General features: G+C 59.2%; 14 protein-coding genes. 10 read left to right on the top strand and 4 right to left on the bottom strand.

The window, feature by feature from the left end; genetic code table 11:
* The 7 genes from ACTJJ1_RS08660 to cobA all read left to right on the top strand — a co-directional run bounded on the left by ACTJJ1_RS08660 (nucleotide 1) and on the right by cobA (nucleotide 12,203).
* On the top strand, nucleotides 1-1,281 hold the full coding sequence (locus ACTJJ1_RS08660; protein ID WP_004945858.1) for a nitrate regulatory protein: 1,281 nt from the start codon (nucleotides 1-3) through the stop codon (nucleotides 1,279-1,281).
* Between the two features lie 328 nt (nucleotides 1,282-1,609).
* Complete coding sequence (locus ACTJJ1_RS08655; protein WP_004945856.1) at nucleotides 1,610-2,869, top strand: CmpA/NrtA family ABC transporter substrate-binding protein; 1,260 nt, start codon at nucleotides 1,610-1,612, stop codon at nucleotides 2,867-2,869.
* A gap of 8 nt (nucleotides 2,870-2,877) precedes the next feature.
* Nucleotides 2,878-3,762: a nitrate ABC transporter permease gene (gene ntrB / locus ACTJJ1_RS08650; RefSeq protein ID WP_440833148.1), complete on the top strand. Its 885-nt coding sequence runs from the start codon at nucleotides 2,878-2,880 to the stop codon at nucleotides 3,760-3,762.
* A gap of 10 nt (nucleotides 3,763-3,772) precedes the next feature.
* Entirely contained in the window at nucleotides 3,773-4,561 is a 789-nt protein-coding gene (locus ACTJJ1_RS08645) for an ABC transporter ATP-binding protein (protein ID WP_006326063.1), read from the top strand.
* 10 nt (nucleotides 4,562-4,571) lie between these two features.
* On the top strand, nucleotides 4,572-8,717 hold the full coding sequence (nirB, locus tag ACTJJ1_RS08640; RefSeq protein WP_440833624.1) for a nitrite reductase large subunit NirB: 4,146 nt from the start codon (nucleotides 4,572-4,574) through the stop codon (nucleotides 8,715-8,717).
* The gene (locus ACTJJ1_RS08635; protein WP_440833145.1) at nucleotides 8,714-11,365 is read left to right on the top strand and encodes a nitrate reductase; all 2,652 of its coding nucleotides are present in this window, start codon (nucleotides 8,714-8,716) and stop codon (nucleotides 11,363-11,365) included. The genes nirB and ACTJJ1_RS08635 overlap by 4 nt, the downstream gene beginning before the upstream one ends.
* Nucleotides 11,366-11,378: 13 nt before the next feature.
* Nucleotides 11,379-12,203 (top strand): uroporphyrinogen-III C-methyltransferase, encoded by an 825-nt coding sequence (gene cobA, locus ACTJJ1_RS08630; RefSeq protein WP_440833143.1) that lies wholly within the window; start codon nucleotides 11,379-11,381, stop codon nucleotides 12,201-12,203.
* Between the two features lie 4 nt (nucleotides 12,204-12,207).
* Here the strand turns inward: cobA and ACTJJ1_RS08625 are convergent, their stop codons facing one another.
* Entirely contained in the window at nucleotides 12,208-12,774 is a 567-nt protein-coding gene (locus tag ACTJJ1_RS08625) for a YbhB/YbcL family Raf kinase inhibitor-like protein (RefSeq protein WP_064798946.1), read from the bottom strand.
* A gap of 130 nt (nucleotides 12,775-12,904) precedes the next feature.
* Complete coding sequence (locus ACTJJ1_RS08620; protein WP_122289644.1) at nucleotides 12,905-13,612, bottom strand: prepilin peptidase; 708 nt, start codon at nucleotides 13,610-13,612, stop codon at nucleotides 12,905-12,907.
* 526 nt (nucleotides 13,613-14,138) lie between these two features.
* Between ACTJJ1_RS08620 and ACTJJ1_RS08615 the strand changes: the two genes are divergently transcribed.
* Complete coding sequence (locus ACTJJ1_RS08615; RefSeq protein ID WP_440833141.1) at nucleotides 14,139-15,653, top strand: YchO/YchP family invasin; 1,515 nt, start codon at nucleotides 14,139-14,141, stop codon at nucleotides 15,651-15,653.
* Here ACTJJ1_RS08615 and narL read toward each other — a convergent pair.
* Together narL and narX are read right to left on the bottom strand one after the other, a co-directional pair.
* The gene (narL, locus tag ACTJJ1_RS08610) at nucleotides 15,650-16,300 is read right to left on the bottom strand and encodes a two-component system response regulator NarL (RefSeq protein WP_006326049.1); all 651 of its coding nucleotides are present in this window, start codon (nucleotides 16,298-16,300) and stop codon (nucleotides 15,650-15,652) included. The genes ACTJJ1_RS08615 and narL overlap by 4 nt on opposite strands.
* Before the next feature lie 11 nt (nucleotides 16,301-16,311).
* Nucleotides 16,312-18,096 (bottom strand): nitrate/nitrite two-component system sensor histidine kinase NarX, encoded by a 1,785-nt coding sequence (gene narX, locus ACTJJ1_RS08605; RefSeq protein WP_440833139.1) that lies wholly within the window; start codon nucleotides 18,094-18,096, stop codon nucleotides 16,312-16,314.
* Nucleotides 18,097-18,459: 363 nt separating this feature from the next.
* Between narX and ACTJJ1_RS08600 the strand changes: the two genes are divergently transcribed.
* A complete protein-coding gene (locus ACTJJ1_RS08600) occupies nucleotides 18,460-19,854 on the top strand; it encodes a NarK family nitrate/nitrite MFS transporter (protein ID WP_020439220.1) in 1,395 nt (464 codons plus the stop codon).
* A 751-nt stretch (nucleotides 19,855-20,605) separates the two neighbouring features.
* Entirely contained in the window at nucleotides 20,606-21,511 is a 906-nt protein-coding gene (locus ACTJJ1_RS08595) for a transcriptional regulator (RefSeq protein ID WP_202290972.1), read from the top strand.
* Nucleotides 21,512-21,547: the final 36 nt, after the last annotated feature.

Raw genomic sequence — 21,547 nt, 5'->3', positions numbered from 1 at the left:
ATGAGCCGTAATAGCGCTTTCCCGCCCAGCGCCGGCGATTTTCTGCTGGCGTCCAAACGCTGCGAAATCACCGTGCTGCAACAGCTGCTGCAAATGGGCCAGTTGGTTGGCCGGGTGAGCCAATTGATCCACGTGCTTCAGCGGGAGCGCGGCACCGTCAATATTTATCTGTGTTCGCAGGGGGCGCTGTTCGGCGAACGGCTGCCCGGCAGAACGCAGGACGTGGAGCAGGCCGAACTGGCGGTGCAGCGGCAACTGGCGCAGCTGGATGCCGCCACGGCACCTCTGGCCAGCGCCAGCCGCCTGTTCAGCCGCATTGCCTGTGCGTTGCACAACCTCACCGCTTTGCCCGCGCTGCGCCGGCAAGTACAGCAGCAGCAGGTCTCGCAGCCTGCGGCCATGGATACCTTCAATAACATCATTCACAGCCTGCTGGCGCTGGTATTCGAGGCGGCGGATGCCTGCGTTGAGCCCGCCATGACGCGTGCGTTGATCGCCATGTTCAGCTTTATGCAAGGCAAGGAACTGGCCGGGCAAGAGCGGGCAATAGGTTCGGCCGGTTTTGCCGCCATGCATTTCAGTCACGCCTCCCATCAGCAGTTACTGATGCTGATCGAAGGTCAGGAGCGCTGTTTTCAAACCTTCAGCGAGTTCGCCGACGAACAGTCGCTGGCCCAGTGGCGGCGCATACAGCAGCAGGATGACCGCGAGTTTGAACGCCTGCGTCGCATTGCCTGTACCCAATTGCAGCTGAGCGATCGTGCCGACACCAGCCTGCGCTGGTTCGAGATCACCAGTGCGCGCATCGACCTGATGAAACAGATAGAGGATCGGCTGGAAGAGGCGCTGATGGCCAGTTGCCGCCACAGCCTGGCCGAGGCCCAGCGCTCGCTGGCGCTGGATTATGTCGATTATGTGCCGCAACAGGCGAGAGAAAGCTACGCGGTGTTTGTGGCCACCCCGCTGGGGGAGGCGTCGCCGCTGATGGGGGACGGCATCAATCCGCGTCTGGGCCGTTCCATGATGGAGTTGATTCAGCAGCAGTCGCAGCGGTTGCAGGTGCTGTCAGAGGAGTTGGCGACGGCGCGGGCGACGCTGCATGAACGCAAGCAAATCGAACGCGCCAAAGGGTTGCTGATCCGGCATCGCGGGTTGACCGAGGAGGACGCCCACCGCTTGTTGCTCAGGATGGCCATGAACCAAAACAAGCGGCTGATTGATATCGCCAATGCCATGCTGGCGGTGGCGGATATTTTACCGGCCACCGGAGATACTCCTTAAGGAGTATATGCACACAGTCAGTGCAGTTAATGCCTTGCCGTTGTGCAAACGATGTCCTGTGTACCGCCCATCGGCAGTAGGGGACGAATATATTCGGCCCGAATTATGCGGGTGCGGAGTGCAGCGTGCCTGTCTGGCAGGGGCCGGCTGGGATTATCGACAGATTTGGCACGCAAGCTGCATTAACTAAAACGTAACCCGGCCAATGGCGGCCGGATTGCCAACAAGAATTTGGATAAAGGCGTCCTTTCAGCATGTTCACCCCAATGGTGGAATGTGCTGATGGGACGCCTTTTTTATTTTTATCGCCTGATTGAAGGACTTGCTGATGACGCACACCAAACACCCTGGGCTTGAGTTGACGCGCCGCCGCTTTTTGGCCGGCAGCGCGGCGCTGGGCGGCAGCATGTTGCTGCCTGGCCTGATGAATACGGCCTGGGCGGCAGGCTCTGACGCACCGGAGAAAAAAGAGATCCGCGTGGGCTTTATTCCGCTCACCGACTGCGCCTCGGTGGTGATGGCGGCGGTGAAAAAGTTTGACGAGAAATACGGCATCAAAATCATTCCCAGCAAAGAAGCCAGTTGGGCGGCGGTGCGCGACAAGTTGCTGTCCGGCGAACTGGATGCGGCGCACGTGCTGTACGGCATGGTTTATGGCCTGCAATTGGGTGTAGCCGGGCCGCAGCACGACATGGCGGTGCTGATGACGCTCAACAACAACGGTCAGGCGATCACGCTTTCCAACCAGTTGAAGCAGGCCGGCGTCACCGATGCGGGCGCGCTGAAAAAACACGTCGACGCCAGCGCCAAGGGCACTTACACCTTCGCCCAAACCTTCCCGACCGGCACTCACGCCATGTGGCTCTATTACTGGCTGGCGAACGCCGGCATTCATCCGTTTGACGACGTGCGCAACGTGGTGGTGCCGCCGCCGCAGATGGTAATGAACATGAAGATCGGCAACATGAGCGGTTTCTGCGTCGGGGAGCCGTGGAACCAGCGCGCCATCGCCGAAAACATCGGTTTTACCGCCGTCACCACCCAGGAAATCTGGCCCGATCACCCGGAAAAAGTGCTGGGCACCACGGGGAACTGGGTGGCGGCCAACCCGAACGGCGCCCGTGCGCTGACCGCCGCCGTGCTGGACGCCGCACGCTGGATAGACAGCTCCGACGCCAACCGCGAGGAGACCGCCCAGGTGGTGGCAGGCCGCGCCTACATCAATACCAAACCGGAAGTGATCACCGGCCGCATGCTGGGTCAATACCAAAACGGTCTGGGCAAATCCTGGCAGGACGCTCATGCGATGCGCTTTTTCCACGATGGCGAGGTGAACTACCCGTATCTGTCTGACGGCATGTGGTTCCTGACCCAGCATCGCCGCTGGGGCCTGTTGAACGCCGAGCCGGACTACCTGGCCGTCGCGCAAAAAATCAACCGCATCGAGATCTACAAACAGGCGGCAAGCGCGGTGGGCGGGGTGAATCTTCCCGGCAGCGACATGCGCGCCAGCACGCTGTTTGACGGTAAACGTTGGGACGGCAGCAATCCGGCGGAATACGCCAACAGTTTCTCTTTAAAGCGCTGAGGTAACCGATGAAAAATCTCGCTGAACGTATTGATATGCCAACGCCGACCCGTGCGGAAGTCGTGCCGTTGAAAATCCCGGCCCCCCCGAAGCCGCGACCCAAAGCGCGCTGGAGTTGGCCTTTACAGAACGCTTTTCGCCGTGCGGTGCCCGCGGTGTTGGGGCTGGTGTTGATCCTGGTTGTCTGGCAGATCGCCGCGCTCAACAGCAAAGGTTTCCCGACGCCGGTGGCGACCTGGCAAGCGGCGCTGACGCTGTTTGCCGATCCGTTTTATTCCGCCGGGCCGAACGATCAGGGGATCGGCTGGAACGTGCTGGCCTCGTTGCAGCGCGTAGCCACAGGTTTTGGGCTGGCGGCGTTGGTCGGTATTCCGGCCGGGTTCCTGCTGGGGCGCTTTGCCTTTCTGGCGAACATGCTCAACCCGATTATTTCGCTGTTGCGCCCGGTCAGCCCGCTGGCCTGGCTGCCGATTGGCCTGCTGCTGTTCCAGCGTGCGGAGCCGGCATCAACCTGGACCATTTTCATCTGCTCCATCTGGCCGATGATCCTCAACACCGCAGAAGGCGTCGCGCGTATTCCGCAGGACTACCTCAACGTGGCGCGGGTGCTGAAGCTGTCCGAATGGACGGTGATGCGCAAAATCCTGTTCCCGGCCGTACTGCCGTATGTGCTGACCGGCGTGCGTCTGTCCATCGGCATCGCCTGGCTGGTGATCGTGGCGGCGGAAATGCTGACCGGCGGCGTCGGCATCGGTTTTTGGATTTGGAATGAATGGAACAACCTCAACGTCGAAAACATCATCATCGCCATCATCGTGATCGGCGTGGTGGGGCTGCTGCTCGAGCAGGGGCTGATGTTACTGGCAAAACGTTTTAGCTATCAGAACCGTTAAGGAGTGCGCCATGAAACCGATTATTCAGGTCCAGAACGTCAGCCAGCGCTTTGCCACCCCGCAGGGGGAGTTTATCGCGTTGGATCGGGTGAGTTTCGATATCCAGGCGGGGGAAACCGTTAGCCTGATCGGCCATTCCGGCTGCGGCAAGTCGACGCTGCTGAATTTGATCGCCGGGCTGACTCTGCCCAGCGACGGCGTGCTGTTGTGCGATAACCGGCAAATCACCGGGCCAGGGCCAGAACGCGGCGTGGTGTTCCAGAACCATTCGCTGCTGCCGTGGCTGACCACCTACGAAAACGTGGCCTTGGCGGTGCATCAGGTATTCCGGCGCGAAATGACGCGCGGCGAAATGCGCGAGTGGATCGAGCACAACCTGGAGCTGGTGCATATGAGCCACGCGTTGCACAAGCGGCCGCATGAAATCTCCGGCGGCATGAAACAGCGCGTCGGCATCGCCCGCGCGCTGGCGATGAAGCCCAAGGTGTTGCTGATGGACGAGCCCTTTGGCGCGCTGGATGCGCTGACCCGCGCCCATCTGCAGGATGCGGTGATGGAAATCCAGCAACGGCTGAACACCACCATTGTGCTGATCACCCATGACGTCGATGAAGCGGTGCTGCTGTCCGATCGGGTGATGATGATGACCAACGGCCCGGCGGCCACTGTCGGTGAAATTCTCGAGGTGAAGTTGCCGCGTCCGCGTTCACGGGTAGCGCTGGCGGACGACCCGGATTATCACCATTACCGTCGCCAGGTGTTGAAGTTCCTCTACGAGAAGCACGCGAAAGCGGCATGAGAGCCGAATGATGGACAAAACCCAATTAGTGGTGATTGGCAACGGCATGGCCGGGATGCGGCTGGTGGAGACGCTCTGCCGGCTGGCACCCGCGCGCTATGCCATCACGGTGATTGGCGAGGAGCCGCGCGGCAACTACAACCGCATTCTGTTATCGCCGGTGCTGGCGGGGGAAAAGGCGTTCAGCGAGACCCTGTTGCACGATCTTGACTGGTATCACCGGCACGACGTGCGGCTGCTGGCCGGTGAACCGGCGCTGGCGGTGGATCGGCGGCACAAGCGGGTGATGACGGCCGGGCACGAGGTGCCTTATGACCTGCTGGTGTTCGCCACCGGTTCGCGTCCGCTGATGCCGCAACTGCCCGGCGTGACGCTGAACGGCATTTACGGTTTTCGCACGCTGGACGACGTTGAAGCCATGCTTGGCCGCTGCCGGCCAGGGCGGCATGCGCTGGTGGTAGGGGGCGGTGTGTTGGGGATCGAGGCGGCCGCCGCCCTGACGCAGCGCGGCATGACCGCCACCGTGGTGCACCGTGGCACACACCTGATGGAGCGGCAACTGGATGCCCGCGCCGGGCGGATGCTGCAACACAATCTGTTGCAACGCGGTATCGAATGTCGGCTGGCCTGTGAGGCCAGCCGGTTCCACGGCACAGAGCAGGTTAAGGCTGCCACGTTGAGTAATGGCGAGCGGTGCGATTGCGATCTGGTGGTGATTGCCGCCGGGGTGCGGCCCGAAATCAGCCTGGCGCAGGCCGCCGGGCTGGGCTGTGAGCGCGGCATTTTGATCGACGATCGGATGCAGACTGAGGATCCGGCGATCTTCGCCATCGGCGAATGCGCCCAGCTCGACGCCACCACCTTCGGTCTGGTGGCACCTTGCTGGCAACAGGCGGAGTTGTTGGCGCGGCGGTTGAGCGGTGAGCAGGTGCCGGGCTACCGACCGGCGCCGCTGCATACCCGCCTGAAGGTCAGCGGCATCGAGATGTTCAGCGCCGGCGAAATGATCGCCGACGCGCAAACCGAGCTTCACCACGCCGAAGACCCACTGGCGCAGCATTACCGCCGCCTGCTGGTGCGCGACGGCCGATTACAGGGCGTGTTGCTGTATGGCGACGCCCAGGACAGCCCTTTTTATCTGCAACAGCTCGGTCAGCCGGTGAATCAGCCGGAAGCCCTGCTGTTTGGCAGTAGCGAACCCGAGGCGCCGCAGGCGTCTGACGAGAGGACATCGGATATGCATAAGCCCGTTTTGCTGGTTGCCGGACACGGCATGGTCGGTCATCACTTCCTGGAACAACTGGTCGCTCGCGAACTGCATCAGCAGTATCACATCGTGGTCTTTGGCGAAGAGCCGGTGGCGGCGTATGACCGGGTCCATCTGTCGGAATTTTTCTCCGGCCGCAGTGCCGACTCGTTGTCGATGGTGGAAGCGGGTTTCTTCGAACGTTCCGGGATTGAGCTGCGGCTGGGGCAGGCGGTTTGCGCCATCGATCGCCGGCGCAAATGCGTGATCGACGCCGAGGGGCGCGAAACGGCCTACGACCACCTGGTGCTGGCGACCGGCTCTTATCCGTTTGTCCCGCCGATCCCCGGCAACGATCGCCCCGGCTGCCTGGTTTACCGCACGCTGGAGGATCTGGCGGCGATTGCCGAATGCGCCGCCAGCGCCAGCGTGGGCGTGGTGGTCGGCGGCGGTCTGTTGGGGTTGGAGGCCGCCAACGCCTTGCAGCAGCTTGGGCTGAAAACCCACGTGGTGGAGTTTGCGCCGCGCCTGATGGGGGTGCAACTGGATGACGGCGGCGCGGCGATGCTGCGCAAAAAGATTGAGGCGCTGGGCGTGAGCGTACACACAGGCAAGCAAACACAGGCGATTATCGAGGGTTCGTTACACCGTCACAGTATGAATTTCGCCGACGGTGAAACCCTGGATGCTGATTTGATTCTGTTTTCCGCCGGTATCCGGCCGCGTGACCAGCTCGCCCGCGCCGCTGAACTGGAGGTGGGCCCCCGCGGCGGCATCGTGATTGACAGCCAGTGCCGCACCAGTGATGACGCCATTTACGCCATCGGCGAATGCGCGTTATGGAACGGCCAAATTTTCGGGCTGGTGGCACCGGGGTATCAAATGGCGCGCACGCTGGCGGATCTGCTGGCCGGGCGGGAAAACGCGTTCTGCGGCGCAGACATGAGCACCAAGCTGAAACTGCTGGGTGTCGAGGTGGCGTCGATCGGGGATGCGCACGGCCATACGCCCGGCAGCCAAAGCTACAGCTGGGTCGACGGCCCGGCGGAAGTGTATAAAAAGCTGGTGGTTGATGCCGGCGGCAAACGGCTGCTGGGGGCGGTATTGGTCGGGGACAGCAGCGAATACAGTACGCTGCAACAAATGATGCTCAATGATCTGCCGCTGCCCGCCGCACCGGAAAGCCTGATTCTACCGGCCTCGGCCGGCGGCGCGCCAAAAGCGCTGGGCGTATCGGCGTTACCGGCCACGGCGCAGATTTGCTCCTGTCACAACGTCAGTAAAGGCGATATCAGCTGTGCGGTGGACCAGGGCTGCGGCGATTTGGCGGCGGTGAAAGCCTGCACCAAAGCCGGCACCGGCTGTGGCGGTTGCGCCGCCCTGGTGAAACAGGTGATGGAGCACGAACTGCAGCAACGCGGCGTGGTGGTGAAAAAGGACGTTTGCGAGCATTTCGCCTACTCGCGCCAGGAGCTGTATCACCTGGTGCGGGTCGGCAATATCCGCACCTTCGACGATCTGCTGGCTCGACATGGCCATGGGCACGGCTGCGAAGTTTGCAAACCGCTGGCGGGATCGATTCTGGCGTCGTGCTGGAACGAATACCTGCTCAAGCCGCAGCACCTGCCGTTGCAAGACACCAACGATCGTTTCTTCGCCAATATCCAAAAAGACGGCACCTATTCGGTGGTGCCGCGCGTGCCGGCCGGTGAAATTACCCCGGCAGGGCTGATCGCCATCGGCCAAATCGCCCAGCGTTATCAACTGTACACCAAAATCACCGGCGGCCAGCGGGTCGACCTGTTTGGCGCACGCCTGGAGCAACTGCCGGAAATCTGGCAGCAACTGGTCGACGCCGGGTTTGAAACCGGCCATGCCTACGGCAAGTCGCTGCGTACGGTGAAATCCTGCGTCGGCTCAAGCTGGTGCCGTTATGGCGTGCAAGATTCGACCGCGCTGGCGATTGAACTGGAGCACCGTTACAAGGGATTGCGAGCGCCGCACAAAATCAAGATGGCGGTTTCCGGCTGCACGCGCGAATGCGCAGAAGCGCAAAGCAAGGACGTTGGGGTGATCGCCACCGACAAAGGCTGGAACCTGTATCTGTGCGGCAACGGCGGCATGAAACCCCGTCACGCGGATTTGTTCGCCAGCGATCTCGACACCACCACGCTGATCCGCATGGTCGATCGTTTCCTGATGTTTTATGTCCGTACCGCCGATCGCCTGCAGCGCACCAGTACCTGGATGGATAACCTCGAGGGCGGGCTGGATTACCTGCGTGAGGTGGTGCTGGAGGATAGCCTGGGCATCGCCGCCGATCTGGAGAACGACATGCAGGCGGTGGTCGGCAGCTATCAGTGCGAATGGCAGACCACGCTCGCCAGCCCGGATCGTCTTAAGCTGTTCCGCGCCTTTGTGAACAGCGATCGGCCGGACGAAGCCATTGTCTGGCAGCCGGAGCGCGGGCAGCGCCGCCCGGCCAGCGGAGAGGAACGCGGGCAGGTTATCGACGTGCAACCGGCCCCGGCCGCAGGCGAGCAGTGGCTGGATGTCTGCGCGCTGGCGGACATTCCCGTCAACGCCGGCATTGCCGCACGTCTGGGGCCGCGGCAGATTGCGCTGTTCCATCTGCCGGGCAGCGGCGTTTATGCGCTGGCGAATCAGGAGCCGGACAGCGAGGCCAACGTGCTGGCGCGCGGGTTGCTGGGAGACGTAGCCGGTGTGCCTGTGGTGATCTCCCCGTTGTACAAGCAGCGTTTCCGCCTGAGCGACGGCAGCTGTGTGGATAATGCGCAATCTGGTGTTACCGCCTGGCCGGTACGGGTGACGGCGGGCAGAGTCTGGGTGTGCAGCCAGCCGCTGGCGGTGCAGGCCGCCATGCCGGAAGCGACGGGTGCCGCATCATGACAGCCGCACACTGCACCACCTGTCCTTACTGCGGCGTTGGCTGCGGCGTCGCCGTCGAAAAGCGCAGCGACGGTGCGGTGGCAGTCAGCGGTGATGTCGCCCACCCGGCAAATCAGGGGCGACTGTGCGTGAAAGGCAGCGCGTTGGGAGAAACCCTGGATTTGGCGGGCCGCTTGCTGCAACCGCAGGTTGACGGCCAAACGGTGGGCTGGGACGACGCGCTGGAGCAGGTGGCGCTGCGTTTTAGCCGCGTGATCGAGCAACACGGCCCGCAGGCGGTGGCATTTTACGCTTCCGGCCAGTTGCTGACCGAGGACTATTACGTCGCCAATAAGCTGATGAAGGGCTTTATCGGCGCGGCCAATATCGACACCAACTCCCGGCTGTGCATGGCATCGGCGGTGGTGGGTTACAAGCGGGCGTTCGGTGGCGATGCGGTGCCTTGCTGTTATGAGGACATCGAACAGGCGGATCTGGTGATCCTGACCGGTTCCAACACCGCCTGGGCGCACCCGGTGGTGTATCAGCGGCTGGTGAAGGCGCGTCAGCAGCGGCCGCAGATGCGCGTGGTGGTGATTGATCCGCGAGAGACGGCGACCTGCGATATTGCCGATCTGCACCTGCCGCTGCGCCCCGGCAGCGACGCCGCTCTGTTTACCGGAGCGCTGCGCTGGCTGGCGCAGCACGACGGCCTGGATAACGCCTTTTTGCATCAGCATGCCAACGGCGTGGAGGAAACGCTGGCGGCGGTGGCCGACTGGGCACCGGAACGGGTAGCGGATTTTTGCGAACTGCCGCTCAGCGCCGTACTGGCCTTTTTTGCCTTGCTGAAAACATCGCGCGACTGGGTGACGCTCTATTCCATGGGCATCAACCAGTCTTCAAGCGGTGCGGATAAATGCAATGCAATCATCAACCTGCACCTGGCGGGCGGGCGCATTGGCCGGCCGGGCAGCGGTCCGTTTTCTATTACCGGCCAGCCGAATGCGATGGGCGGGCGTGAAGTGGGCGGGCTGGCTAATCAGTTGGCGGCGCATATGGGGTTTAGCGACGAGGATACCGACCGGGTGCAGCGTTTCTGGCAGTCGCCGGGCATTGCCAGGCAACCCGGCCTGAACGCGGTCGAACTGTTCCAGGCGATGGCCGCCGGGCAGGTGAAGGCGGTGTGGATCATGGGCACCAACCCGGCGGTGTCGCTGCCGGATGCGGACGCGGTGCGACAGGCGTTGAAACAGTGCCCGCTGGTGGTGGTGTCGGAAGTGATGGCGGTGACCGATACCGCAGAACTGGCGCACATCCGCCTGCCAGCGCTGGCCTGGGGCGAAAAAGAGGGCAGCGTCACCAACTCCGAACGCTGCATATCCCGCCAGCGCGCGTTTTTGCCACAGCCGGGAGAGGCGCGGGCCGACTGGTGGATCCTCAGCCAGGTGGCACGGCGCATGGGCTATGGGGCGGCGTTCGGCTACCGGCACCCTTCGGAGATTTTCAGTGAGCACGCCGCGTTGTCAGGGTTTGAGAATAACGGAACGCGCGCGTTCGACATCAGCCTGCTGGCGCAGGGGGATCGGGAGCAGTGGTCGCGTATGGCGCCGGTGCAGTGGCCGGTCAATACCCAGCACCCTGGCGGGTGCCGGCGTCTGTTCAGCGATGGCCGCTTTTTCCATGCGGACGGCAAAGCGCGACTGCTGCCGGTGACGCCGCGCCTGCCGCAAAATGCGGTATCGCCGCGTTACCCGATGGTGCTGAACACCGGCCGTATCCGCGATCAGTGGCACACAATGACGCGCACCGGCAAAGCGGCGCGTCTGATGCGCCATCTCAGCGAGCCGTTTTGTGAAATGCACCCGCAGGATGCTGCGGCGTTGGGCATTGCCGATAACGCCCTGGTGCGGCTCAGTTCGCCCCATGGCTGGATGCTGGCGCGAGCCCAGTGCCATCCGGGGCAGCGGCGCGGCAGCGTATTCGCGCCTATGCACTGGAATGGTCAGTTTACCGCTCAGGGCCGGGTCGACAGCCTGATCCCGCCGGTGGTCGATGCTCATTCCGGCCAACCGGAAAGCAAACATGCGCCGGTACGGGTCAGCTTGTGGCCAACGAGCTGGCAGGCTGAGATTTTCCTGCGCGCCGAGGTGGCGCCACCGGCGGGCATTTACTGGAGCCGGGTAGCGCAGGAGGGCCTGACCCACTACATCATGGCCGGGCAACGGCCGGTCGAAGACTGGCAGGACTGGTTGCGGCGGCACTTCCCCTTGGCGGGGCTGACGCTGCAGACCGCACAGCTGGCTCAGCGCGGTTTGCACGTTATTGGCTGGCGTCAGAACGAGGTGCAACTGGCGTTTTATGTTCGCCAACAGGCTCCGATGCTCGATCGACCGGCAATTCTGAGCGCTTTTGCACAACCGCCGGTCGGTGGATCGCAGCGCTTGGCGTTGTTAGCGGGGCGAGGGGCTGCGGGGGAGCCGGCGGGCGGGACGACGATTTGCAGCTGCTTCGGCGTGGGCGAGAACCGCATTATTGCGGCGATTCAGGCGGGCTGCCACAGTGCCAGTGAACTGGGCGATCGTCTGCAATGCGGCACCAACTGCGGCTCTTGTTTGCCGGAACTGAAAAAGTTGATTCAACAGCATGCGGCCCAACGGGTGGCATAGCGGAGGTGATGCAATGAAGGAACTTGAAATGCTGATGTTGGCTGGGGATCGTCGCCAGCCGGTGCGCCGGGGTGAAGTGTGGTTGGTCGGTGCCGGGCCTGGGGATGCCGAGCTGCTGACGTTGAAGGCGCTGCGGGTTCTCCAGCAGGCGGACGTGGTGGTGTTTGATCGCCTGGTTTCCCCGGCGGTGATGGCGTTGCTGCCTGTGGAGGCGTTGCGTATCGACGTGGGTAAATCCCTGCGCTGCCACACGTTGGCGCAATCGGAGATCGAACAACTGCTGGTAGAGCTGGCGCAGGCCGGCAATCGGGTGGTGCGGTTGAAGGGGGGTGACCCTTTTATTTTTGGTCGTGGCGGCGAGGAGATGGCCTGGTTGCAGCGTCATGGCGTGGCCTGCCATGTGGTGCCGGGCATTACCGCCGCCAGTGGCTGTGCGGCGGCAAGCGGCATTCCGTTAACCCACCGGGATTACGCGCAGTCGGTGCGTTTTGTTACCGGCCACAGCCGTAACGGCGATGTGGATCTGGACTGGCCTGGATTGGTCAGCTCGGGGCAAACGCTGGTGTTTTATATGGGGCTGGCCTTGAGTGAAACCATTGCCGCACAGTTGTTGCGCCATGGTATGGCGGCGGAGATGCCGTTGGCGATCATTGAACGCGGTACCCAGCCGCAGCAGCGGGTATTGATCGGCACCCTGGGCGAACTGCCGGCGATCATGGCCCGACAGCGGCCGGTTTCGCCCAGCCTGCTGGTGATCGGTGAGGTGGTCAACCTGTACCGCGCTGCGGCGGTGACCCCAGAGACCCCAGAGACCCCGGCAGAGGCGTTGACGGCCTGAACGGCTATTGGCCAAAGCGGCCGATAATGCCCGCGCCGCCCTTGGCGTGGCCTTGCAGCTTTTCCAGGAGTTGTTCGCGCGTCAAACCCGGGCCAAGTGCATGGGGCGCGAGATCGGTGGCGATCAACACGAAAGTATAGTGGTGTAACCCTGATCCGGCCGGGGGGCAAGGGCCGTGATAAACCGCAGTGCCCGGCGAGTTTTTGCCGCCAATAAAACCTTTGCCCAGGGTGAGATCGCCCTCGGCGAAGCCGCTGGCCGAGACGGGAATGCCATAGGCCACCAAATGGCTGACGCCAAGGCCGCTGCGCCCTTCGGGATCGGACAGCAGCAGAGCGAAACTTTGGGTGCCTGCCGGTGGGTTGGCCCAGTTCAGCGGCGGTGAAACGTTATCGCCGGTGCAACTGGCATTGCCCGGCGTCGCGCCGGCATATTTTTGCGCCAGCATTCCGCCATCCTGAAACGCCGGCGAGGTGAGGGTAAAGGTGCCGGCCGCCTGTGCTGCGAATGACAGTGACCCCGTCAGTAACGCCGCGCCGAGCGCGAGTGCGGATAAACCATGACCGATCATATAACTCCCGTATTGATTTAGGCAAAACCCCGTTTGGGCTTAGCCAAAGGATAGCGGGGCAGATGAAGCGTCGCCATAACAGCCGTACCGACAGCAGGCTATAACAGCGGTAAAATGGCCCTGTGCCCATTTACCGCCAGAGTGAAATAAGGTGAAATTTAGCGTTATACCCCGTTGACGGCGGGAATTCCCCGCCGGCCGCCGATAGCAGCAACGGCCAGGCGGCAGCCGCCAGGTACAGGCCAAACGGCAGCGGGGCTTGCCAGCCGGGTTTGCGCATCAGACAGGCAATGGCCACTGCGCATAATCCCGTTGCCGCCGCACCGGTGACCAACATCGGCAGGGCGGGCCAGCCGACCCAGGCGCCTAATGCCGCCAACAGTTTAAAATCCCCTTGCCCAATGCCATCCCGTTGATGACGGCGGCGATAGGCCGCGTTGAGTAGCCACAGCGACAGATAACCGACGACGGCCCCTGACACCGCCTCCGCCAGCGAAGTGAAATAGCCTTGCTGGTTCACCAGCAGCCCGGCCCATAGCAGCGGCAGTGTCAGGCGATCCGGCAACAAGCGGTGCCGCCAATCGATAAACGCCAACGCGATCAATACCGCCGCCACCGGCAGCAACACCACGCGGTGCAGGAGCGGCATGCCGAAAGGCAATGCCGCCAGCCCGGCGCAAAGGGCAGCTCCCATCACCCAGCGAGTTTGCTTTGGCGAGGGCCTCGACAGGCTTGCCGATACGCAGTGAATCAACCGCGTAGCGATGGCTGCAGCAAGCAGCAGTGCCGGGATAAACAGGCAGCGATGCCAGAGATCGTGTTGCGCGTCGTCGAGCATAAAACGTCCTTACCGAGCTGAAATCAGCGTTCAAAATAGCGGCAAAATACGGTTGATTGGGAAAAATGACGCCATCGATGATTGGCATTGCGAGCCTGGCCGCAAAGCATTGTTCAGCCAAAAGAGGGATAGCAAAGAATTGCGTATTGCTGCGCATAATCAAGCCGTTATTGGTCATGTTGATTTCCGGCTGAGGTTTTTTTCGGCAAAATTTCAGGTGAAATAAAGTGAATTCACTCCTTTTGGCGGCTCGGAACCGGGCATTTTATGGTTTGATGCCATCGCCTCTGTGGTGGTGATTTTGTTACGTTGTCACATGAATAACTGAGGTTTATCCGATGGTTTCTCATCACAAATCCACTAGGCTTGAGTATTCATGATGCGCTGTGGCGCCGGGCCCTCGAAAGGGGATAAATGCCCTGTGTTACCAGTGTGCGAAGGTTGAGTTGTCTGCCGCCTGGAGTGGCCGCAGCAAAAACAGGATTGATGCGCCTTGCTCTCCGGATGAGGGGATGGCGACAGAGTAATGACTGACGTTAGACAAAAAACACGCTGCAGAGTGAAAAAAGCCGTTCATTTTCTCCCTCGCCTGACCGGCAGTTTACCGGCGGCGCTGCTGGTGTGGCCACTTGCCTGGTTTTGCGGCGCGTTGCCCGCCCAGGCTGAATCCCCGCCGGCACCCGATTCTCTCGCTCATTCGTCGGGCAATGATTTGCCCGAGCTTGGCGGTAATGCTCAGGACGACGCTGCGCGTGAGAAAGAGTGGGCCACCATGGCCAAACAGCTGGGGGAACGTAATTTGAATAACGTTTCCGGCCAGCAGGTGCGTACCCGCGCCGAGAACTATGTGTTGGGCCAGGCAAACGACGTGTTGCAACAGCAAGCGCAGGAGCTGTTATCGCCGCTGGGCACCGCCAAACTGTCGCTGGCGGTGTCCAATCAGGGGGATTTTGCCGGCAGCAGCGGCCAACTGTTCAGCCCGCTGTATGACGTCAACGGCTTGCTGACTTACAGCCAGCTCGGTCTTTTGCAGCAAAACGACGGTTCGCTGGGCAACCTGGGGATTGGGCAACGCTGGGTCGCCGGGGATTGGCTGCTGGGGTACAACACGGTGCTCGACAGCGATTTTGAGCGCCGGCACAACCGTGCCAGCGTGGGCGCCGAAGCCTGGGGCGATTTCCTGCGTTTTTCCGCCAATTATTACTATCCGTTGTCGGCGCTGGCGCAGCAGAAAAATGACGCGGTGTTCCTCAGCCGACCGGCGAACGGTTATGACATTACTACTCAAGGCTACCTGCCATTCTACCGTCAGATTGGCGGTTCTCTCAGCTATGAGCAGTACTGGGGGGAGAATGTCGATCTGTTCGGCAGCGGTAAAAAGCAAAGCGATCCGCGTGCCATGCAGTTTGGGGTGAATTACACGCCGGTGCCGCTGGTGACGGTGAAAGCGCTGCACAAGATGGGCGAAGGCGGGGCGAGCCAGGATCAGATCGAACTGGCGCTGAGTTACCGTCTTGGTGTGCCCCTGGTGAAACAGATATCGCCGGAGTACGTTGCGCAGGCCAAGTCGCTGCGCGGTAGCCGCTATGACAATATCGAACGCAAAAATGTCCCGGTGTTGGCGTTCCGACAACGCAAAACGCTGCAGGTGTTTTTGGCTACGCCGCCGTGGAGCCTGAAGGAAGGGGAAACGTTGCCGCTGGTGCTTGAAATTAAAGCGGCCAACAAAATCGCCCGCGTCAGTTGGCAGGGGGATACCCAGGCTCTGAGCCTGACGCCGCCGCAAAACGGTAACGATCCGCACGGCTGGAGCCTGATTGTGCCTGAGTGGGATGCCTCTCCGGGCGCAAGCAACAGTTACTCTTTATCGGTTACGCTGGAAGACGATAAACACCAGTTAGTGACATCCAACTGGATCCAACTGCAAGTGACGCAGCCCCTGACGCTGTCTTCCGGCACCGACGAGGGGTTGCCGCCGGCGAAAACCTTGCAAACGCCGGCGATACCGGCACAGACCGGGCCACTGAACGGCGCGGATTAACCGTTTTTCCCCTGCAACACCCAGACGGCGGCTTCGACGCGCGATTTCAGCTTCATTTTTTTCAGCAGGTGTTTGACGTGCACCTTGACGGTACTCTCGGTGATCGTCAGCCTGCGGGCGATCATTTTGTTCGGCAGGCCCTGGGCGATCAGTTTCAGAATATCGCGCTCACGCGGCGTCAGTTGCTGGATATCACGTTCGGCGCTGGGGCGGTTCTCACGCAGGCTGGCGGCCAGGACCGGTGTCAGGGCTTCGCTTAACACCATCTGGCCGGCTGCCGCCTGATGCATGGCCTTCAGCAGATCCTCCGGCTCCATGTCTTTCAGCAGGTAGCCGTCGGCGCCGCGTTTCAGAGCACTGACCACGTCATCTTCGTGATTTGAGACGCTAAACACCACGATGCGGCCCGATAGCGCGGTCATGCGCAGGCGATCCAGCGTCTCCAGGCCGTTGATGCCCGGCATGTTCAGGTCGAGCAGGATCAGATCAGGATCGTGCTCTTCGGCCAGCGCGACGCCCTGTTCGCCATTGCCGGCTTCGGCAATCACCTGCAGGCGTGGGTCCATAGCGATCAGCTGCTTTACGCCATTACGCAGCATCGGATGGTCATCAATCAGTAAAATGGTGGCAGCGGTTTCAGTCGTCATGGTTTCTCTCATTAATCGATGGCGTGGTTGTCCGGTTTGAATACCACCCGGACTTCAGTGCCGCCGCCGCTGCAGGGTAAAATCTCGCAGTGGCCGTGCAGGCTTTTGGCGCGATCGCGCATAATTATCAGGCCATAGTGATCGGGGCGGGCGGTCTCTTCCGGCAGCCCGCGTCCGTTATCGCAGACGCTCAGGGTAACTTCGCCTCGTCGATTGACCACCTGAATGCTTACCCGGCTGGCCTGGGCATGTTTATTGATGTTGCTTAAGGCTTCGCGGGCGATCTGCAACAGGTGAATAGCCTGATAAGAAGGCACCGTGCGTGGCGTCAACTGGTAATCGAGATCGATGGCAACGCCGAGCCGCTGGCTAAATTCCTGTACCGTTGACTGCAGCGCCGCCAGCAGCCCCGGTTCGGTCAGGCGCAGGCGGAACGTGGTCAACAGCTCGCGCAATTGGCGGTAAGCGATGTTCAGTTCTTCACGCATTTGTCGCACCAGCGCCAGGTTGGCGGGCGAGAGCTCCGCGCCCTGCATTTGCAGGCAACTGGTCTGCATTTTCAGGCACGACAGCGACTGAGCAATGGAGTCATGCAACTCACGCGCAATCGTTGCGCGCTCTTCCATCAACATCAGCTGTTGCTGATGATCGACCTGGCGTTCAATCGCCAACACGCTGGTCAGTTGTTCTACCAACGTGTTAACCAACTGGTGATGATCGTCATTTAGCGGCTGTTGCGGTAGGTGCTGCGCGACGATCACCCCGTAATCCCCCAGTTTGTCGCTTAAACTCCAGCTCAGGAAAGGGTGATGGGCATGTTGTTGGCCATCGTCGTTCAGGCAGGCGCTGCAGACCGGGTTGGTGCAGTATTCCGGCCGTAGCGGCAGGTTGCCGCTCAATTGTACGAATTGTTCCTGACTGTTGTTCTCGTACAGGCGAACCTGAATGGCCCGCAGTGGTGTCAGGCTTTGCAGTTGATTGAGTATCGGCGTCAGGCGGCTGCACATAGGCTCATTGCCGTGCAACTGGCGGCTGGCTTTATAAAGGAAGCTCAGCACCTGGTTTTTTTGTTGCAGGTCGGCGGTTTTTTCCGCCACCCGTTGCTCCAGCCCGCTGTACATGGCGGAAAGTTCGTCGGACATGGTGTTTAACGCGCCACCGAGCGAGGCCATTTCATCCTGGTGGCCGCGTTGGGCGAAACGCCGGCTGAAATCGCCACGGCCCGCCGACAGCGCCATCGCCACCAGTTGCCGCCACGGATGCAGCAGGCGACGGCGCAGGTAACAGATAGTGCCGACCAACAAGAACAGCGTCAGAGCGATAAATACCGCCTGTACCAGCGTCACCATCAACAGCCGCCGTTCGGTCTGGCGGTCGATGTCGGACACCAGCTTATCCAGCAGGGTGACGAAATGCGCGACCTGCGGCGCAGCGTCGGCCGGGTGCCGAGCCTGACGCAACTGCGGCAGCAGGGTTAGTTGCCAATAATCATGCAGCGCCTGAAATTGTTCAGTCATCTCTTCTTGTTCCAGCGAACGCTGAAGATCAGGGCTGTCTTGAGCCTGATCCAGTTCGCGAACCAGCGCTTCGCTGCGAGCATCCAGCGGAACCTGCGACAGCAGGCGATAACTCTGCATACGCAACGAGCCGGCCTTATTGATGGCATGCGCGTTGCCCTGAATGCTTTGCGACATCCAGGCGGAAATGCCCATTCCGGCGATGCCCAATATGCCTAGCAGCATCATCAGCATGGCTACCTGATTAACGATGGAAAGTGGAGCTAACAGGCGTTTCATGTTGCTTGGATCCCCGGAGGTAGAGTGTGGCGACGGCTGGAAACCAGAGGGCGAAAGCAGGCTGTGCCAGCGAAGGCGGTAACGATTTGGCGTTATTTTTCACCATACTTGCAGGCAACCCCATACCTCTAACGAAGTACCTCTTAGTTTCCGCGTGCCGCTACAGGCGGGTAGCAGTGGCGGAAAATAAAATACAAATAATTGATTTTAAATAACATTATAAATAATGGCCGCTTACTCACAAAGGGATGTCGGTTCGTTTGCCGCGCATGACTACCTGCACTCCGATTGATTTACATCAACTTTGACCTGGGGGCCGCCACCTAGGGTGTGCGGAGTTATCACCCTGTCTCTGAGGTTTTTATGTCGCAATCTGCAATGTCATCATCAAAAAAAACAGGTGCGGTTATTCAGAACTGGCAACCTGAGGACACCGAGTTCTGGCAACAGCGTGGTCAGGCGATTGCCAGTCGCAACCTGTGGATTTCCGTTCCTTGCCTGCTATTGGCTTTCTGCGTCTGGATGCTGTTCAGCGCGGTTGCGGTCAATCTGAACAAGGTCGGTTTTAATTTCACTACCGACCAGCTTTTTTTGCTCACCGCGCTGCCTTCCGTTTCGGGCGCCATCCTGCGCGTGCCTTATTCGTTCGTGATCCCGATGTTCGGCGGCCGCCGCTGGACGGCAATCAGCACCTGTTTACTGCTGGTCCCCTGCCTGTGGCTGGGGTTTGCGGTTCAGGATACCTCTACTGCCTATGGCGTTTTTGTCATCATCTCTCTGCTGTGCGGCTTCGCCGGCGCCAACTTTGCCTCCAGCATGGCCAACATCAGTTTCTTCTTTCCAAAGGCCAGGCAGGGCGGCGCATTAGGTTTGAACGGTGGGTTGGGTAATCTGGGCGTCAGCGTGATGCAATTGGTGGCCCCGTTGGCGATCTCCATCGCCATGTTCGGCGTTTTTGGCGGCACGGGCCAGGTTCAGCCGGACGGCAGTCAACTGTGGCTGGAGAACGCCGCGTGGATCTGGGTGCCGTTCCTGTTGATCGCCACGCTGGCGGCCTGGTTCGGCATGAACGACCTGGCGGCTTCGAAGGCCTCGCTCAGACAACAGTTGCCGGTGCTCAAGCGTGGCCATCTGTGGATGCTGAGTCTGCTGTATCTTGCCACTTTCGGATCCTTCATCGGTTTTTCCGCCGGTTTCGCCATGTTGTCGAAGACGCAGTTTCCGGACGTGGTGATCCTGCATTATGCCTTCTTCGGCCCGTTCCTCGGCGCCCTGGCACGGCCGGTTGGCGGTGCGCTTTCCGATCGGTTTGGCGGTATTCGCGTTACGCTGATTAACTTTGTGTTGATGGCGGTGTTTGCCGCACTGTTGTTCCTGACCTTACCGGGGGCTGGGCATGCGGGGTCCTTTATTGCGTTTTACGGCGTCTTTATGCTGCTGTTTCTTACCGCCGGTTTGGGCAGCGGCTCGACCTTCCAGATGATCGCCGTGATCTTCCGTAAAATTACCCTCGAGCGCGTTAAGGCTCGAGGCGGGAGCGACGAAAGCGCACAGCGCGAAGCGGTAACCGATTCCGCAGCCGCTCTGGGGTTTATCTCGGCGATTGGCGCCATCGGCGGTTTCTTTATTCCGAAAGCCTTTGGCACTTCCCTGGCGCTGACCGGTTCTCCGGCGGGCGCGATGAAAATTTTCCTGGTGTTCTACCTGTTGTGTGTGGTGATCACCTGGGCTGTGTACGGTCGTAAAAAAACGGCCTGATGCGATTTGTTCCTCCCCGACAGGGGAGGGACTGTTTCTTTTACTCTCCGCGTAGTTTGTTTTTCCGCAGTGAAATTCCCCGCCTTTAGGTAATATTCTTATTTCCCCATGCTGAATTTCTCTTTTCTTATAGGCGCATCTCTCACTTCATGTTTTTCAATGAAGAATACTCCACAATATTATTGTTAGCGTGATTTTCATTTTCTTGTCTAAATTTTTACAGAAATAAAGCATGCTGGTGACATAGCCTGTTATGGTGAGTGACAGAGATCTTCATTATTTGAAGGTTGTGTAGCCAAATTGAAAATATGTCTTTGTATTTGGTGCTTTGTTTCATGAAGTGATTAAATCAGATAACTCTCATTCTGTTTTTGCTGGCTTTTTGTAGGCTATCTGGCAATCGGATTAGGTGGAAAAACAGGTGATACTTGCAGGCTTTTGGGTGAATTTCACAATTTCACTTAATCAACAAAGTTATAACATATATGGGCTTTTTGTTTTAAATCAGTCTGTTGGCTGATTTTTATTGCCGGTAAACATGAAAAGAAACCATGTTGCCAACAGGGAAAAAGAGAACATTCTTAGAATCGGATCTTTGGTATTCGAGGTGATGTAAAAAATGAAATCAGCGAATTTTTATAAAAATAAACATCCAATGAATACAACCTGTTGAGTTTACATTTAATTTCTTGAACATTTTTTCATATTTCTATACAAAGTGTGCAGGACAGGCACGTTAAGGAAATTAAAAGTGAATCTTGATAAAAGAATAAAGATTAGGAATCTAGATGTTCTGACACCTTCCCGGGAAAAATTCCGCCTGCGTTGGAAGGAGTATCAGATACTTTCACTTCTGGTCGCCAGATCCCCTGAACTGGTTAGTCGTACGGAAATTATAGAAAATATATGGAAAGGAACTTATTGTTCAGATTCGACGATAAATCAAACAATTAAATCAATTCGTCAGAAAATAGGTGATGTTGAACATACGCTTATCAGAACGATTCCACGCCTGGGCTATAAGGTGGAAAACAAGGCCGCTTTTCACTTTATATCGGAGGAGGATGAATATGGTGTTGATGAAATATGGAAAGTTTCTGGGAATATTAACGAAGATTTTCAAGCGGAAATATCTGAAAGTGGAAATAAAGACGATGAAATTAGCGCCGAGAAAATAGACACGCATGAGGAAGCGATTACGAGTTCCGGGCCACCCGTTGCTGTGGTATCCGTACCGCTGAAAAATACAACAATAAGAAATAAAATGACTGCATCGGCGGGTTTTTTCTCCGTTCCTGCCGTCAGAGTGGTGAAGTACCTGTCGGTGTTTGTCTCACTGCTGATTATTTCACATTTTTCCTATGTGCTGGGGAACCAAACTCGTCCACCGATTATCAATGATATACAAAACAACACCCGCGTGGTGCTTACCTTGACGCTGAACAATCCCCAATCTAACGGCCCGCAAACGCTGCTTTGCCTTTATCAGGGCGAAAGCCTGGAGCAGGCGACCATCGAGTGCATCGATCCCAAACAGGGGAAGTTTAAACAGCCGGTGAAATACGAAATTTCAGAGGCCAAGGGTAAAGGTAAGATTAATCTTATTCTGCCGAATAAAACCATTCAATATCAGGTTGCTTACGAAGTTAAAAATTAGTCTACACCGACATTTCATTTTTCCCCATAATTTTAC

Origin of the sequence: Serratia sp. 22264 (assembly GCF_052045345.1) — a bacterium.
Classification (GTDB): Bacteria; Pseudomonadota; Gammaproteobacteria; order Enterobacterales; family Enterobacteriaceae; genus Serratia; species Serratia plymuthica.
This window is presented reverse-complemented; position numbering and strand designations above follow the sequence as displayed.

Bases quoted from the DNA above. Each gene is read 5' to 3' on its own strand.
- ACTJJ1_RS08655 (WP_004945856.1), top strand. From the start codon at position 1,610: ATGACGCACACCAAACACCCTGGGCTTGAGTTGACGCGCCGCCGCTTT.
- ACTJJ1_RS08625 (WP_064798946.1), bottom strand. From the start codon at position 12,774: ATGATCGGTCATGGTTTATCCGCACTCGCGCTCGGCGCGGCGTTACTG.
- ACTJJ1_RS08600 (WP_020439220.1), top strand. From the start codon at position 18,460: ATGTCGCAATCTGCAATGTCATCATCAAAAAAAACAGGTGCGGTTATT.
- ACTJJ1_RS08635 (WP_440833145.1), top strand. From the start codon at position 8,714: ATGACAGCCGCACACTGCACCACCTGTCCTTACTGCGGCGTTGGCTGC.
- cobA (WP_440833143.1), top strand. From the start codon at position 11,379: ATGAAGGAACTTGAAATGCTGATGTTGGCTGGGGATCGTCGCCAGCCG.
- narX (WP_440833139.1), bottom strand. From the start codon at position 18,096: ATGAAACGCCTGTTAGCTCCACTTTCCATCGTTAATCAGGTAGCCATG.
- ACTJJ1_RS08615 (WP_440833141.1), top strand. From the start codon at position 14,139: ATGACTGACGTTAGACAAAAAACACGCTGCAGAGTGAAAAAAGCCGTT.
- ACTJJ1_RS08620 (WP_122289644.1), bottom strand. From the start codon at position 13,612: ATGCTCGACGACGCGCAACACGATCTCTGGCATCGCTGCCTGTTTATC.
- nirB (WP_440833624.1), top strand. From the start codon at position 4,572: ATGGACAAAACCCAATTAGTGGTGATTGGCAACGGCATGGCCGGGATG.
- ACTJJ1_RS08660 (WP_004945858.1), top strand. From the start codon at position 1: ATGAGCCGTAATAGCGCTTTCCCGCCCAGCGCCGGCGATTTTCTGCTG.
- narL (WP_006326049.1), bottom strand. From the start codon at position 16,300: ATGACGACTGAAACCGCTGCCACCATTTTACTGATTGATGACCATCCG.
- ntrB (WP_440833148.1), top strand. From the start codon at position 2,878: ATGAAAAATCTCGCTGAACGTATTGATATGCCAACGCCGACCCGTGCG.
- ACTJJ1_RS08645 (WP_006326063.1), top strand. From the start codon at position 3,773: ATGAAACCGATTATTCAGGTCCAGAACGTCAGCCAGCGCTTTGCCACC.